Annotated in this window: 12 protein-coding genes; 4 read left to right on the top strand and 8 right to left on the bottom strand. The window is 57.1% G+C overall.

What is annotated here, in order from left to right:
- The first annotated feature begins 4 nt into the window (after window positions 1–4).
- Window positions 5–2,968 (top strand): type I restriction endonuclease subunit R, encoded by a 2,964-nt coding sequence (locus BSG08_RS18330; RefSeq protein ID WP_093039292.1) that lies wholly within the window; start codon window positions 5–7, stop codon window positions 2,966–2,968.
- Between the two features lie 134 nt (window positions 2,969–3,102).
- On the opposite strand, the gene rnhA is transcribed toward BSG08_RS18330, so the two are convergent.
- From rnhA to BSG08_RS18300, 7 genes are all read right to left on the bottom strand, one after another.
- Window positions 3,103–3,564, bottom strand: coding sequence for a ribonuclease HI (gene rnhA, locus BSG08_RS18325; RefSeq protein WP_093039291.1), 462 nt, complete (start codon window positions 3,562–3,564; stop codon window positions 3,103–3,105).
- Between the two features lie 48 nt (window positions 3,565–3,612).
- Window positions 3,613–3,969, bottom strand: a complete 357-nt coding sequence (locus BSG08_RS18320; RefSeq protein WP_093039290.1) for a hypothetical protein — start codon at window positions 3,967–3,969, stop codon at window positions 3,613–3,615.
- On the bottom strand, window positions 3,969–4,292 hold the full coding sequence (locus BSG08_RS18315) for a hypothetical protein (protein WP_093039289.1): 324 nt from the start codon (window positions 4,290–4,292) through the stop codon (window positions 3,969–3,971). Before BSG08_RS18315 ends, BSG08_RS18320 begins: the two co-directional genes overlap by 1 nt.
- Before the next feature lie 91 nt (window positions 4,293–4,383).
- Entirely contained in the window at window positions 4,384–5,142 is a 759-nt protein-coding gene (locus BSG08_RS18310; RefSeq protein ID WP_093039288.1) for a BRO-N domain-containing protein, read from the bottom strand.
- Between the two features lie 759 nt (window positions 5,143–5,901).
- Complete coding sequence (locus BSG08_RS18305; RefSeq protein ID WP_093039287.1) at window positions 5,902–6,534, bottom strand: recombinase family protein; 633 nt, start codon at window positions 6,532–6,534, stop codon at window positions 5,902–5,904.
- Window positions 6,535–6,974: 440 nt separating this feature from the next.
- On the bottom strand, window positions 6,975–7,862 hold the full coding sequence (locus BSG08_RS19355) for a hypothetical protein (protein ID WP_139274601.1): 888 nt from the start codon (window positions 7,860–7,862) through the stop codon (window positions 6,975–6,977).
- Entirely contained in the window at window positions 7,859–8,185 is a 327-nt protein-coding gene (locus BSG08_RS18300; RefSeq protein WP_093039286.1) for a hypothetical protein, read from the bottom strand. The genes BSG08_RS19355 and BSG08_RS18300 overlap by 4 nt, the downstream gene beginning before the upstream one ends.
- Before the next feature lie 571 nt (window positions 8,186–8,756).
- Here BSG08_RS18300 and tnpA point away from each other — a divergent pair.
- From tnpA to tnpC, 3 genes are read left to right on the top strand one after another with little or no spacing between them, the layout of a single operon-like run.
- Complete coding sequence (gene tnpA, locus BSG08_RS18295; RefSeq protein ID WP_245770750.1) at window positions 8,757–9,182, top strand: IS66-like element accessory protein TnpA; 426 nt, start codon at window positions 8,757–8,759, stop codon at window positions 9,180–9,182.
- A complete protein-coding gene (tnpB, locus tag BSG08_RS18290; RefSeq protein ID WP_175544830.1) occupies window positions 9,179–9,532 on the top strand; it encodes an IS66 family insertion sequence element accessory protein TnpB in 354 nt (117 codons plus the stop codon). The genes tnpA and tnpB overlap by 4 nt, the downstream gene beginning before the upstream one ends.
- A 54-nt stretch (window positions 9,533–9,586) precedes the next feature.
- Window positions 9,587–11,155, top strand: a complete 1,569-nt coding sequence (gene tnpC / locus BSG08_RS18285; protein ID WP_093039283.1) for an IS66 family transposase — start codon at window positions 9,587–9,589, stop codon at window positions 11,153–11,155.
- A 509-nt stretch (window positions 11,156–11,664) separates the two neighbouring features.
- Here the strand turns inward: tnpC and BSG08_RS18280 are convergent.
- Window positions 11,665–14,781, bottom strand: coding sequence for a P-loop NTPase (locus tag BSG08_RS18280; protein ID WP_093039282.1), 3,117 nt, complete (start codon window positions 14,779–14,781; stop codon window positions 11,665–11,667).
- Between the last annotated feature and the right edge of the window lie 517 nt (window positions 14,782–15,298).

Genomic DNA, 15,298 nt, shown 5'->3' with positions numbered 1-15,298 from the left:
TCAGATGACAGAAACCCACACCACCGCCGACATTCACCGGGAAAAGGTCTTCGAGGCGCATATCGTCGCCTGCCTGACCGATGAACAGGGATACATCGAACGTGACTGCGCGACAGATTACAGCGTTTCCTATGCCCTCGACACCGGGTTGCTGTTCCGCTTCCTCAAGACCACGCAGCCCGAGGCGTGGCAGGTGCTGGAAGATCACTACAGCGTGCAGGCCGAGGCGGAGGTGCTCAAGCGTCTCGACAAGGCGCTGAAGGACAACCCCACCCATGTCGTGCTGCGTGAGGGCATCAAGCTGGTGCCCAACATCCGCTTCACGCTCTGCCATTTCAAGCCTGCCTCGAACCTGAACCCCGACCTTACGCGGCTCTATGAGGCGAACATCCTGTCGGTCATGCGGCAGGTGACCTATTCGGCGAAGAACAAGAACGCCATCGACATTGTCACCTTCGTCAACGGCATTCCGGTCGCGACGCTGGAGGTCAAGAACCTGCTGACGGGTCAGAATTTCAAACACGCCGAGAAGCAGTATCGGCAGGACCGTTCCCCCGCCGGTGAACCGCTGCTGACCTTCAAGCGCGGGGCGATTGTCCATTTCGCGGTCGATCAGGACAACGCCTCAATGGCCACGCGCCTGATGAACGGCAAGACGCGGTTCCTGCCCTTCAATCGCGGACGCAATGGCGGAGCCGGAAACCCTGACATTCCGGGCGAGAACCGTGTTGCCTATCTCTACAAGGACCTGCCCGAGGGGCGCGCGGTGCTCTCGCGAGAGGTGCTGCTCGATCTCATCGGGCGGTTCATCCACCTCGAGCGCGGGAATGGCAAAGAGGCGCTGATCTTTCCCCGCTTCCAGCAATTCGACGCGGTGCGCAAGCTGCTGGCCGATGCGCGGGGCCATGGCGCTGGCCAGAATTACCTCATCCAGCACAGCGCCGGGTCGGGCAAGTCAAACACCATCGCCTGGACGGCGCATCAGATCATCAATCTGCATGATGAGAACGACCGCCCGCTGTTTGACACGGCGATCATCGTCACCGACCGTCTGGTGCTGGACCGGCAATTGCAGAACACCATCGGCGGGCTTGCCCAGACTGAGGGCGTGGTGAAAAAGATCGACGGCACCTCACGCGATCTGAAAGACGCCATCCTGAAGGGCGCGCGCATCATCATCACCACCATTCAGAAATTCGGCACCGAGCATCTGGCGGCGATCTCGGGGCAATCCGGCAAGAACTTTGCGGTGATCATCGACGAGGCGCATTCGTCGCAATCCGGCAAGGCAGCCCAGGCGATGACCGATGCGCTGACCCGCGAGGCTGACAGTTCCGAGGATATCGAGGATATGGTGCTGGCGTTCCAGAAGGCGCGGGGACCGCAGGCGAACATCTCGTTTTTGGCCTTTACCGCGACGCCGCGCAACGTGACGCTGGAACGGTTCGGGCGCATCGGGTCTGACGGAAAGCCGCATCCATTCCACCTCTACTCGATGCGTCAGGCCATCGAGGAGGGTTTCATTCTCGACGTTCTCCAGAACTACATGACCTACAAGGCGTATTATCAACTTGAGAAGACCATTGAAGACGACCCGGCTTTCAAAGGCAGGAAAGCGCAGGCGCGCGTCGCCCGCTACGCATCGCTGCATCCCGAAGCAATTGACCAGCAGGTCGAGGTGATCGTCGAGCATTTCCGCCGCCACGTCGCCAAGGAACTCAACGGGCAAGCCAAGGCGATGGTTGTGACGCGGAGCCGCGAACACGCCCTGCGGTATTGGCAACGGCTGAACGAGTATATCGTCAAAAACAAGTATGCGGGCCTCAAGGCGCTGGTGGCATTTTCCGGCGATCTGACCATTGACGGCAATGTCTGGACGGAAGCGACAGCCAACGGCTTTGCCGAGACGGAACTGCCCAGGAAGTTCGACAGCGACGCCTATCAAATCCTCGTTGTCGCCGAGAAATACCAAACCGGCTTCGACCAGCCAAAACTGGTGGCCATGTATGTGGACAAGAAACTCGCCGGGTTGCAGGCGGTCCAGACGCTGGCACGTTTGAACCGGACCCATCCGGGCAAAGATCGCACCTTTGTCCTCGATTTCCAGAACACGATGGATGAGATCAAGGAAGCCTTCGCGCCATTCTATGAGGCGACGGCACTCGAAGAGCGCACTGATCTGAACCAGATTTATGATCTGGAACAGCGCATATCGACCTCAGGCTATGTGACCAAGGCCGAGGTGGAGCGCTTTGCCGACCAGTTCTTCAAGGGCGATCTGACGACACAAGACCGTCTTGCACTCGAGGGCACGGTTCGTCTGGCGGTCGAGCGTTTCGTTCTGGATGAGGACGAGGCCCTGAAGGAGGAGTTCCGGCAACTCCTCAAGAGCTTTCAGCGTTTCTATGCATTCGTAGCGCAGGTCGTATCCCTGCAGGACGCATGGTTGGAAAAACTCTATGCCTACACCGCGTGGCTGTCGCGCCTGTTGCCGTCGCGTGATGTGCCCGCTGATATCACCATCACCGACGAGATGCTGAACCTGTCCGCGTTTCGCCTGCAGGAGGGTGAGAGCGGCAGCGCCTCCCTGTCACCGGGCGACACCACCACGCTGGACCCGATCACCGAGTTCGGCGCGAACCCTTACACCGAGGATGAGGAAAAATCCCTTTCCGAGATCATCGAGTCGTTCAATGATCGCCATGGAACGAACTTTTCGAGAGAGGATTTCCTGCGTTTCGAGCGCGTGAACCGGGAAATCCTCGATGACGAAATGCTCGACATGATGCGCAACAACCCCGCCGACGTGGTCTACAACGCCTTCTCGCAGGCGTTCTTTCAGGGCATGGTCCGCATGTTTCAGGGAGACAACGAAATGCGCAGCGTCGTGATGACCGACAGGGCGGCCCGCGAACAGGCCACCCGTCATTTCTTCAAGCGGGCACAACGGCAGGCTCAAGGCAAGTAACCCCGAAGCCCACCTATCCCCTCCCGGCGGCTGGCATTCTGCGCGCTACTGTTGGGTGTTCTTGATCGTCCTCAGGTCGTCGCGAATGTCCCGCAGAAGTTGATCGAGGAGTTTTCTGAACGTGTCGCACATGATCAGGCCCTCCCGTTCGCGGCGGCAAATGCGATGGCGTCCACCTCTTCGTTTCTGGCATCACCATCGTGCCCGCGCACCCAAGTCCACCTGACATTGAGGCCTGCGCAGGTTGCCACGAGCGCTTCCCAGAGGTCGCGGTTCTCGACTGGCTTTCCGCTGGAGTTGCGCCAGCCATTCTTCTGCCAGTTCGGGAGCCATTCCGTCATTCCTCTGACGAGGAGTTGGCTGTCGGAGAAGACGGTAATCTGGGCTTTCTCGTCCCGCTTGATCTTGCCCAGCCCACGAAGTGCTGCGGTCATTTCCATGCGATTGTTCGTCGTCTTGGGGCTGCGCCCGCTCAGGAGGGCCTTCTTGATCTCCTGATCGTCGGTATAGCGTCTGACCGCTGCGGCCCAACCGCCGGGACCGGGGTTGTTCAGGCAAGAGCCGTCGGTGTGGATGGTGATTTCTGTGTTGGACATTTGTATTTCCTTGACTGGTTTTCAGTGGGTTGGGTGATGCCGTTGCGGTCAGCGGGATGCGCTGAACTCATCGCGGGCCAGAACGGCCCCAAGACCGGCGGCCATGAGGGCGGCCAGGACCTCGGCCCGTGAGATTTCCTTTCCGGTGTTCTGCAGGTGCAGCTTCTGGAGAACCTCAACGACGGCGATCTGGTCAATGCGAAGGCTGGTGTTGATCCAAGCCGCCTTGTTCTGACCCCGACGAGAGCGGGTGGCGCTGGCAAGGCCCTCCTCTGCTGCCAGGAACTCGGCTGATGGAAGGCGGTAAAGGGCCTCCTTGCGCAGGAAGCGGGTCCAGTGCATGCGGCGCTCTCCGATGCTGGCGGCGGCTGTCTTGACGGGGCGGATGTAGGGCGAAGGTTTCATCACAGGTTCCTTTTCAGGCTCTTGAGTAGCTGCTGACGCAGCGGCTGTCGGGACGGGTCGGGCAAGAAGGCCGCTTTCAGGGGCCTTGGAATGAATGCGAGGGTGTCCCCCCGGTAGACCTCGAGGAGGCCGTTAAAAGCAGGGTTATCGGCGCGCATACGGGCTGCCATCTGAGAGACGATGGCCTCCCAGCCGACAATCTCATGGCCTTGCGATGATCTGGCGCGCGGCTTGGTGTGATACTCCGGGCCGTTGCGACGGTAGACCCGCACCAAGTCCAGGTCGAAGCGGATGGCGTCGCAGTGGTGGCTGCTGTCTGTCATGTGGATGGTCCTTTCGATGGACATGGAAAAGCCCCCCCGGGTGGACCGAGAGGGCGCGTTTGGTTGATGTTTTGGGCGGCGTTTCGGGTGGTCAGAAACTGACGGCGGCGTTGAGGAGTTTTGTCCTGTCTTGCCCAAGCGGCGACCAGCAATCGTCTTCCTCGTCGATCACCTCGGTCCCGTCATAGGGCACAAACGGAACTGGATGGGCAGAACGAATGCCACCTTTCCCCCGGCACCAGCATTCACCAAGGCCCTCCCAAGCTTCTGGGCAGAGGCAGAACTCGACCTCATCGGGTTGGATTGGGGCGTTGTCGGTGAGGCCATGATAGGGCACCGTCGGTCTCAGCGGGTCGAGCGATCTGCCCTGTTCATCCTCATCCACAGCGATGATCGTCTTGTGGAACATCGGCTCCAGCGTCACGGCTGCCTTGCGGGCTGGAGACCACGCCTCTGCGTCTGTGCCGTCGGGCAGTAGCGTTTCTTTGATCCACTCTGCGACAGGGACGGCCTTGAACGGGTTGTGACCCTGCGTCTTCTTTCCGTAGGCCAGCTCCAGGATGGCCCTCGGGCTGACCAGAGAGCCACCATTGCGGCGACCATCGGTGAACCTGAAGGGCGTGTCTTTGATCTTGATGACGTCTGGAGGCGCGATGCGCTTGAGCATTCGCCCGTAGCCGCCGCTCTTGTGCTGTGGAAAGCCCATGGCCTCCGCCACCTGCGCTCCTGATAGCCAGAGGTTGCCGTTGGTCTCGATCACGTCGAGGTCTTTGCCGCTGTAGGAAACCACTCTGTGCGTGAAGTCGTCAGTAAAGACGGGTTGACCGTCGTCGTCGATGAAGCTCGACATAGCGATCTCCTTTCTTACCTTAAGGGCATTGGTGGGTATTTTCGGGTGGGTATAGTTGCTACTCCGCCGAGGCGTAAGCCGAGCCAGGATGCGGCGAAGCCGACTGAAGGTGATGCTCTGGGGGCACTCAGTGAGACTGGACAAGCCAGAGGGTGCACATTCGAGGTGGTGTTGGGGCTGCTACGCCGCCGAGGCGGAAGCCAAGCCATGGTCTTCCGGCGAAGCCGATTGAAGGTGATGATCAGGTCCACCCAATGAAATTGGACAATCCTGATGGTGCCTCTTCGAGGTGAGACCCATGAGCGGCTTTCGCCGCCGAGGAGAAGAGATAAAGGACTGTTTTGGACCATGTTCAGGCCAACCCAGTTTCACTGGGACATCTGAACGACCATCAAAAGGGTTCAGCCCCAGGATGATGATCAAGCCGAGGAGCCGTAGGAGATGCTGCCTTCAATTTCCCCACGCAGTGCCCCGAACGGTTCTACTATTTAAGACGGAGGCGGATTATCGGCGTTGCCCTGCTGTCGTAACTGCCACCGCAGCGGCTGGCCTCCTCTTGCATGAACTATCGAAAGTGACTGACTACGCCCAGCCGCTCAGGTGCCCCGGAGACCAGTCCGTCGTTGCATAGCCAACCACCGGCAACAGCCCGAGAAGTAGCCGCCGATGGTGCCGCTCAGGTCCGCTCTCTTAGGGCAAGGGGGTGGGTTAATATATTGAAAATAAATAACATATTTAGATCAATGGCTTGATTCCCGCCTACGCCCCCCACCTTTCCAGTGCCGCCGCTGCCTTCGCCGGGTTCTCGGCAATGCGAATGACCGCGTTCCGGTTCAGCCCCGTGGCCTTGGCAATGGCCGAGTGCCCCTGACCCGCCTCTGCCAGCGCCACCACCTGATCGAACTGCCCCCGGTCGAAGGTGGGTTTGCGGCCCTTGAACTTCTCGGGGGAGGCTACCTTGTGATGCTCGATCCCGGCCCTCTGGGCTTCCTTCGTGGCCTGTGCCTGTGCCTCTGCCTGTGCCGCCATGAACCCGATCAGGGCATCCCTCACGGCCTCCTCTGTGGCTGTCTTGGGGCGCGCATCGAAGACCATGCCGTTGATCACCGTCCTGACCGTCACGCCCTTCCTGAGGAGGCCCCGGAGCGTGTCCGTGACGTCCTGATAGTTGCGCCCGAGGCGGTCGAGCCACCGCACCACCAGAGTGTCACCCTCACGCAGCATGTGCAGGAGCCGCTTGCCGCCTTCCCTATCGGCCAGCCGAGTGCTGACCCCTGAGGTGCCGTGATCGGTCACCACATCGTCGATCTGAAAGCCTGCCTTCTTGGCCTGCTCAAGCTGGTGGTCGCTGGTCTGTTCGCTGGTGGAGACGCGGGTGTAGAGGATGTGCATGATCGGGGTTCCTTCGCTGTGTTCAGAGGTTCTGTTCACAGAGATGGAGTGTTCATATGGAGAAGTCAACCCCTACGAACACCCCTCAAGGCACCTTTCTCACTGCTCGTTGCAGTATACCCTTATGAGCATCAAGAAGGCGACGACCAGAGCGCCCCACTTGGACAAGACCGGCGATGGTGTATGCCAACTTCGAACAGACAGTGGTGTGAGATGGCATGTTTGGGGTGGCCCCACGGGGGGGATTTCCGCGGCCTCCTGTTCAATCTTGGGCTGCCAGATTTTTGTGGTAAAGTATAACGTTGCTCCGGGGTCACGCCGTCGCGCAGACCGCTGTCTTTCTCAGCCTAGTTCCGCCATTCGGGCATCTGCATGCCGAGGTGAAATAGTCAGGCCAGTCATTCATTAGGCGGCACCTTCGCTTAAACAAATCCGAGTGCTTATCTTCGCCCACACGCAAGGTCGAAATGCGCCTTAATCAAACTGGGTGATAGTGAAGCGTGCCTGTAGACATATTCAACAGTGCTTAGTAGCGCAGGCGTATACTTATCGGCTCCGCTACTACTTGACACTTCCTCAATGGCTGCCTTCGACGCTGAAAGTGATCTGCCGTTGTCCCTCCAGATGGCAATTTCGCGGGCGATCCCGCCGATTAGCTCACACTCCCTACTGCCCAGTGTTTCTTTTAGAGAGTTTGGAGAGTTTTGCATGTTCGGCGCTTCAGTTCGCGGAGTGGGCCGCTGTACTATGCTTGGCGCTCGGCTTACTCCTCCCGGAACATCTGCATAGGGGCCGAGGTACATTGTCACTTGGAAGCATCTGCCCTCAGAGAAGAAGTCGAGAGGAGGGCTGGGTCCCGTAAAGAACGCTAGCGAGACGACTACGGTCTGCCCGCCTTGCCGATATTCGGCGTGAGCGCCGCCTTGGTCAGCGTCGTGCCATGCCGCTATGTGAGTAATCGGATTTTCTCCGCACAACGGCGAGCCGTCCATAAGTCTGATGACCTTGTCGCTAACCCTAAATATTTGCGCAGTCGTGGGCGGTTCATCAACACCAGTCGTCCAGTTCCCCGGTTGACTAGACCTGAGCAGATGTAGCTTCAAAGTTTCCCCGTTCTCAAACTTCATTTCAGTATCAGAGGAAACGATTTCACCAATATTGATCGTCAACCACTTCGTTGATGGAATTAGCACTCTGGGCGACTCATCTAGAACGTGTGCATAGGCACTACCAATTGAAGGAGTGTACATGCACAGAAGGATGATGATCGCTGTAAATCTAGCCCTAATGAGACGCCGGAAGAAAATTCGGGACAGCCGGGCGCTCATTGCTCTTTGTCCTTAGTTTCTTGACCCTCAAGCAGGGCACCCAAACCGGTAAGAGCAGCAAGCACGACACCCGCCACCATGCAGGTGAGGAAAATAGCCATCGACAGTTCAATACCTGCGAGGGCGACCAAAAAAGAAAAAATTAATCCCAGCGCCAGTCCGCACATGAGCACCGCACCGGCAAGAACGACGAAGGGGGCGATAAATATGAAGCCAAGGATAATGAGGATTGTTAAAGGTACGTCCATTTCAAACCACACCTCCCCGCGAATGGCATCATTACAAGAATTCCTGTAAAAACGCGCTCTGAGTTTCGCAAGCATGTCACAAATAATCTGAATATTCTCATTGAACTCGTTTGCCAGTCAATAGCTTCTGCACCAGATACACCACGAGCTATGACTGAATCTGACGTCTGGGAAATTTGAAAGCTGGCAGTACATCCGGTTGGATAGTCGTTGCGACACAACCCGCCAACCGAAGTGGACCCACCACCATGAATGAGAGTAAGTTCGTTGAACTTGCCGGTCGCGCCGCGCTCTCGGACCCGCTGACAGAACTGCTGCGAAAAGGTCCGCGCCATTTGCCACAATCTGCGATGGAAGCCGAGCTTGAAAGTTTCATGGCACAATTCCGGGGCCGGAGGATAACCGATGGCCATGCGGCGGCGGTCCGCAACGGCCACCATCCGGAGCGCGCCGTGCGACCGGGCACGGCTCTGTCACGGCGCAGGCGTCCAAGGTGGCTCTTATGGGGGCCAAAACGGCGTTCTGCGACGCCACCAGCACACCCTGCGCCCCCGCCTCCTTCGTAAGTGGTGCGCCAGCCCCGTGGTTTCGGCTTGATGTGACTTCGGGCATTCCGTCGTGCAACTGAGTTTGCGGGAGGCTGGCCGTGGAGCACCAAAACGAGCACCGGATGGAGGTGCGGGGGCCGAGGGGAGTGTCGCGGATCGAGGTCCTTGATGGCCCCACCGGGCGTCGGCGTTGGCCGGATGATCTCAAGGCGCGGATTGTGGCCGAGAGTTTTCAGCCCGGCGCGCGGGTCTGCGATGTTGCGGCGAAGTATGGGTTGATTGCCCGGCACCTTTCCGGATGGCGCGGTCTTGCGCGCAAGGGGGAGCTGGTGGTGCCAATGGATGCGGTCCCAGCCTTTGTGCCGCTGGTGATCGAGCCATCGGTTGATGCCGCTGCCGCTACTGCGTCGGCCGACGCGGACGTGATCAAGGTCGAGATCTGTGGGGCCGTTCTGCATGTGACGCCGGATTGCAGCCCAGACCGCGCGGCAGCCTTGGTGGCGGCGCTGAGGAAGGTGCTGTGATCTTTCCGGATCAGGCCGTAAGGATAGTAATCGCGACCAAGCCGGTAGACTTCCGCAAAGGGCACGACGGGCTGGCAGCCATGGCACATTCCGAGCTGGGCTTTGCGCCGAAGGCGGGGGTGATGGTGGTGTTCAGGTCCAAGCGTGGCGACAGGGTCAAGGTTCTGTTCTGGGACGGCAGTGGCATCGTGATGATCTACAAGCGGCTGGAGCAGGGCGGCTTCGCCTGGCCAAAGGTGGGTGACGGCGTCATGCGGCTGTCGCGGGTGCAGTTCGAGGCGCTGTTTGCAGGGCTTGACTGGCGCCGCATCCATGCGCCCAGACCGACCCCGCCCACCGCGACAGAATGACTCGGATCGCCTTGTAAATATGGGCAGTCGTGGGGGCATGCGGTATAAATCGCCATGTCTGCGCCCGCCGATCTCCCCTTTGATCTGGACAGCCTTCCGCCTGCCGTGCGTGAGGCCTTCGCGGCCATGCAGGCCAGGGTCGCCGGGCTGGAGGCGCAGACCGAGCGCCAAGATTACCTGATCGCCGAGCTGCGTCATGCGCTTTATGGCAAGCGGTCCGAGCATCTTCCCCCCGATGCGCGTCAGCTGGCGTTTGAGGATCTGGAAACAGCGGTCGCCGAGGCCGAGGCCGTGCGGGATGCGCTGGTCGAACGCAATGCCGATGGTAAACCAAGACGCCCGGCTGCCAAGCGCAATCTTGGCCATCTGCCCGCCCACCTGCCGCGCATCGAGCAAGTGATCGAACCCGCGCAAAAGATCTGTCCCTGCGGCTGCACCGATATGGTGAAGATCGGCGAAGACCGCGCCGAACGGCTCGACATCGTTCCCGCCCGCTTCCAGGTCATCGTCACCGTTCGCCCGCGCTATGCCTGCCGGCGTTGCGATGCAGGCGTCATACAGGCGGACACACCGAACTGGCTGATCGAAGGCGGTTTGCCGACCGAGGGCACGCTCGCCCATGTCGCGGTCTCCAAATATGCCGACCACTTGCCGCTTTATCGCCAATGCCAGATCTATGGCCGGGGCGGCGTGAACCTGGACCGGTCAACCCTGGCAAACTGGTGCGGCACAGCGGCATACCATCTGGCCCCGGTCGTTGATCGCATGCTGGTCCATCTCAAGCGATCAGATCGCCTGTTCATGGACGAGACCCGCGCACCGGTGCTCGACCCCAAGGCAGGCAAGACCAAAACTGGCTACCTTTGGGCGGTGACCCGCGATGATCGCGGTTGGGGTGGCGACGATCCGCCCGCCGTCGTCTTCACCTATGCGCCCGGGCGCCATGGCCGCCATGCGATGGACATCCTGACAGGCTTCGAGGGCATTCTGCAGGTCGATGGATATACCGGCTATGACGCCTTGGCCGAACCAAAGCGCGTGGGCGGTATGCCTCTGACGCTGGCCTACTGCTGGGCGCATTCGCGACGCAAGCTGCATGACATCTATCAAAAGGACGGCTCCGAGATCGCCGCTGAAGGCCTGCGCCGCATCGCCCAGATCTACAAGATCGAGGCAACCGTCCGGGGCCGTTCCCCCGAAGAACGCCTCGCTGCCCGTCAGCTGCAATCGGCCCCGTTGATCGCAGACTTCCGCCTCTGGCTGACCCATCAGCGCAGCCGGATATCCGCTAAATCCCGCTTGGGCGAGAAGCTCGGCTATATCCACCGCCACTGGGATGGCCTGCAAATCTTCCTGACCGATGGCCGCGTCGAGATGGACACCAACCCGGTCGAAAACACCATCAGGCCCATCACACTCAATCGCAAAAATGCACTCTTCGCGGGTCATGATGAGGGCGGTCGCACTTGGGCGCGCATGGCCTCGCTCATTGAGACCTGCAAGCTGAACGCTGTCGATCCCTACGCCTACCTGCGCGAAACCCTGACCGCCATCGCCAACGGACACCCCGCCTCGCGCATCGACGACCTCATGCCTTGGGCCTTCCAAAAACCGTCAACCTGAAAGCCCAACGGCGGTCACGCACCGCTTACCCTCCTTCGTGGACCCTCGCGCGCCCTATATGGTTCGCAGCTGCGGCAAGATCGACGTGGCGGGCGGTACGGACTTTCGCCGCAAGATGCATCAACGACCGCTTCGCGTAAGGACGGTGGGCCGATGCAGGTCGAACCACTGGCATGACGCAGAAAGCCGGTCGCTAAGCCAGTTCATTGAAACCTCTGAAAGCGGGGTGTCTCGTACAGAAATCACAATCCACACCGATGGCTCCTGCTTGAATAAACCTGACAGGAGGGGTTTGTTCTTAGGTAACTAAAGAATAAGTACTTGTATAAAATACATAAATTAAATCGCGCGTGGTGTATTGTAATGGTGGTGTAGCTTACACGACGCACTGTTTCATTTAACCTCATCGCGTACGTGTTCGGCCTAAAGCAGCCGATCAGTCATAATGGTGCGAATGGCAGCTCCGAATCGAACAGGGTGATTCTTAGTGCGGGCTGTATCCCCCACCCTCAAATGATCTGGAGGTCATACGCCTGTGGGCCACGTCGGGAAAACCTAACTTCAAATGTCACGGGCATTTGCGGAACCAAACGATTCCATGCACTTTGCTCTGAATTCCTCTCATTAGCATAGATATGTTGGGGATTTTTAGCTTGCTCAACGAAAGCAAACGACTCGTTCTTGTTCAAAACCTTGCCGACATAGCGCGGAAGCTTTTTCTCAACTGAGTTGGATTCCCGGGTTGGAAATTTCCGAAATTCGGAATGAGCCGCCTTATCGATAGCTTCGAAAACTTCAAGGCTCTCTGGGATTTCTCCAGAAAAGTAGAGTGTCATCGCATGCCAAAACCGTGCTTCATGATTATCGTCCAATAGGTCATAGCTTTGCGAGAAGTGCGACACTGCTGATTTCAGATCGAGAGTCTTTCCATTGATTAGAAGTCGGCCTAACTCAAAGTGGTGTCGCTTGATGTCAGGGTTCTTTTGAAGTGCCTCTGCAAGTGTATCGACCGCTCCTTGCCAGTCGCCTTTTCGCTCAAGGGCCTTAGCAAGCCCAATAGCAACCGCCGGATTCTGTGTGTCGCGAGCAATCGCACGATTGAAAGCCGTAATGACTTTGTCGCCATCACCAAGAAAGGCCTTGAAGCGTGCATCACACTCATGAAACTCTGGGTCATCAGGATAGCGCCGCGTAGCCTCCTCTAGAAAACTCTCCAACCGCTCGATTATCTCCACAGCTTGATCTAAGCTGCCATTATCCGGTTCGTCCGATCTAACGACCTCTTCAAGTTCATCCAAAAGTAACTTAACCCGTGACGAGAAGACATAGCGGCTCTTCTGATCCCGCATTTCGCCAAGTTTCTCACGAGCAATCATTCGAAGCACTTGAGCCTCTCGTGGAGAATTGGCGACACGAGCAGCCTTACGTGATAATTCGGCGTCTGTGTGTTGGATCGTTGGGTTATGCGGTTCCTTCGACTTGGCCAGTTCGATCTGCTCTCTTGCAATATCGAAGTCACCGTCCTTATGAGTTGACTCAAAGATTGCCCATTGCTGTGAGATAAAAGGTTCTGTCGAAATATCAGCAACTACTTCGAACAACGCCCTAATGTGTTCAGCACTATCAAATCGTCTAATGAGCGAATGCCCGCGTGTTAAGCGCTCGAATGCCGTTCGGTCAGAGGAATACCCGATGTCCAGGGAGCGAAGCATTCGAATAAGCTGCTCCGCTCGAGAGCTATCGTCGCCACACACACCACGAAAGACGAAATCGGCAATCTTGGCGTGCCTTGCGAAGTACGCGTAATCACCAGTAACTTGGTCCCTTCTAACCTGCACGATATTTTCCAGCGGCTTGAAAAGGTTTTCCTGATATTCTGGGAACGTAATTCCGGACAGTCGCCCTACCGTGCCCGCTCTAGCACCCACCCCGAACTGGTGCAAAGTGCAGACGTCGAGGTAGAGTTTAGCCGCATCGGCCGGAAGTCGACTGTGTTCCTCTATCACCACCTCCTCAAACCGTTTTCCCTTCGTCGCCTCGTGCAAGGCCACCAAGAGTTGGCGCTCGGCACGCTCCTCAAAGCACTCGATCCTCTTTTCTTTGGATAGTCGCTCAAGATCGCCAAGGCTTTGATGCCTTTCAAGCTTCTCAATTAGTGCTTCAATCTCTCGACGCGATAAATAGCGAACGCGGAACTCGGCGTCACAAAACTCTGCAATTGGATCGCAATAATTATTCCAATCAGCATCTGTTTCCGTGGCGATAAATGTGACGGGCACGTTTCTAGAGCACAGATGTTGGATTGCATTCTTGAGTTCCCCAACACATTGAGAAACTTGGTCAACGGCGACAAAGACTCGGTCACCAACGAGACCTGAAAGCTCCTCAAGTTCTGGTCCAGATGGTACGCCCCCGTCGTTCATGGCGACGACTGTTTTTCCTATCCCCGACAACTCCCAAGAAACCTGCTTCAATGCGATGGTTTTCCCATTTCCGACTGGCCCCTTCAGGATAAGTAGCTTGGTATTTGTCAGATCGCTTTCCGCGCTGATGATTTCGTAGAGCACGTCATCCACGACGCCGCGAGGTATTGTGAGGCCGTCCTTCATGCAGGCCCAACCGGTATCGAAACCGAGATAGAACGCTTTCGGGTCTTGGACCTGGACTTCCATAGAATGGCGCACGTGAGTCACTTGTCGTGTGAGGTAGTCACCTAGCTGATCACTTTCGACTACCTTCGCTCGATAATTTGCGCGAATACTCGGGCCATCGTCATCCGCTACGAAATGTAAGTCTCTTGCGAACTCTGGAAGCTCTTGATCAAGAAGCTCCATAAATTCTCCAAATTTAAGGTCTATAACTTCAATTTTCTTGGCGGCCCAATGACTCCGTTCCACATCGCTCACACCTGGGCAAACAATATAGTGGGTTGGTCGAGTCACCCCATCTGGCAGAATTTTCTGCATAAGCTTGCGAATGTGACTATCCGCAATTCTATACCCGCAAAAGACAAACACGTTTTCGTATGCTTTATCTTCTAACCTTTGAAAGAGCCGTTTTCGCCCATCAAGATAAGTGTCGTAGCTGGCCTCTGATAGAATCAATGGAACGCTTGTATCATTTGCGCGCGTAATGCAGCCGTGCAGCTTGATCACTTCGACGGGGTCTGTAACCGAACGCATTTTCACATCAACGGGATCGTTACTCCCTACGACCACAACGGGGTTCTGCTTTCTCTCCGGAGTTGCTTCATATGATCTCTCAATTAAGAGGTCATAGTTCGTAGTCGCGATCGCAGACCAGAAAAACCGTGTAATATCCAGATGAGGTTTGCTTGGTAGGAAGGCATCAAACATATCTTTTATGAACTGATTAACAATAATTGAGCCGTGTCGCTCGATGGCGAAATCCGCTGCAGATGCAAGGTCGTAACTTTTGTACTCGCCTCCAAAGAAACGGTCACAAAGAAGATCCCGGAGTTCGTATCCAGTTGGCGGCTTCGCACGAGACGAGGTTCTTGCTTCGAGAGACGCGCCAGCACCAAGGAATAGCACTACACGGCGATCCTTCAAGGCCGATACAAGTGGAGGGGGGAGTGTGCGGTTGGGATTTCTGTTGTCATCCATGTCAAAGGTACCTTGGTCTTTGTGCGGCTCCAGCTTTTCAGTATTTCTGCCAGCGGTTTCGATCAACTGTAAGCACACCAAGACAATTCGGTGGCTACTAACGCACAATCTACGGTGTTGTCGTTGCACGCAACCAAACGTTGGTCGCCGCTAAATTTTCCTCTACGTGAGACTAAGAACGGTTGTTATCCTTTTGACCGATATCAATGATGAAGCAACGAGGCCATGAAACAGCAACAAACGATGAGCAGTCACCAAGCCCTGCCACCGTTGAAGTCTGGGTTGCTTTCACGGCGAACACAACACTCGCTGCAGCAGCTGAGCGGCACATCGCGGTTCTCGGGTCGATCCCTGCGGGGCATACTCGAGCCGCTAATTCAATCTTAGGCTGGTGGGTTTATGCGGTGAGTTGAAGCTGCGGATGAATCGCTCCGGGTTTGTCGGAGACCATCAACTTAAGTAAGGATGATGGTTATGACGAAAAGCAAAATGGCAAATCGCTACTCGCCCGAGGTCC

Origin of the sequence: Roseovarius azorensis, from assembly GCF_900109455.1 — a bacterium.
In the GTDB taxonomy this organism is placed as follows: Bacteria; Pseudomonadota; Alphaproteobacteria; order Rhodobacterales; family Rhodobacteraceae; genus Roseovarius; species Roseovarius azorensis.
Note: the sequence above shows the minus strand (reverse complement) of the source record. Positions and strands in the feature narration are given on the sequence as shown.

Excerpts from the sequence above, each read along its gene's own strand:
- BSG08_RS18280 (WP_093039282.1), bottom strand. The coding sequence starts at position 14,781 with ATGGATGACAACAGAAATCCCAACCGCACACTCCCCCCTCCACTTGTA.
- BSG08_RS18310 (WP_093039288.1), bottom strand. The coding sequence starts at position 5,142 with ATGTCGAGCTTCATCGACGACGACGGTCAACCCGTCTTTACTGACGAC.
- BSG08_RS18305 (WP_093039287.1), bottom strand. The coding sequence starts at position 6,534 with ATGCACATCCTCTACACCCGCGTCTCCACCAGCGAACAGACCAGCGAC.
- BSG08_RS18330 (WP_093039292.1), top strand. The coding sequence starts at position 5 with ATGACAGAAACCCACACCACCGCCGACATTCACCGGGAAAAGGTCTTC.
- BSG08_RS18320 (WP_093039290.1), bottom strand. The coding sequence starts at position 3,969 with ATGAAACCTTCGCCCTACATCCGCCCCGTCAAGACAGCCGCCGCCAGC.
- tnpC (WP_093039283.1), top strand. The coding sequence starts at position 9,587 with ATGTCTGCGCCCGCCGATCTCCCCTTTGATCTGGACAGCCTTCCGCCT.
- BSG08_RS18300 (WP_093039286.1), bottom strand. The coding sequence starts at position 8,185 with ATGCTTGCGAAACTCAGAGCGCGTTTTTACAGGAATTCTTGTAATGAT.
- BSG08_RS18315 (WP_093039289.1), bottom strand. The coding sequence starts at position 4,292 with ATGACAGACAGCAGCCACCACTGCGACGCCATCCGCTTCGACCTGGAC.
- rnhA (WP_093039291.1), bottom strand. The coding sequence starts at position 3,564 with ATGTCCAACACAGAAATCACCATCCACACCGACGGCTCTTGCCTGAAC.
- BSG08_RS19355 (WP_139274601.1), bottom strand. The coding sequence starts at position 7,862 with ATGAGCGCCCGGCTGTCCCGAATTTTCTTCCGGCGTCTCATTAGGGCT.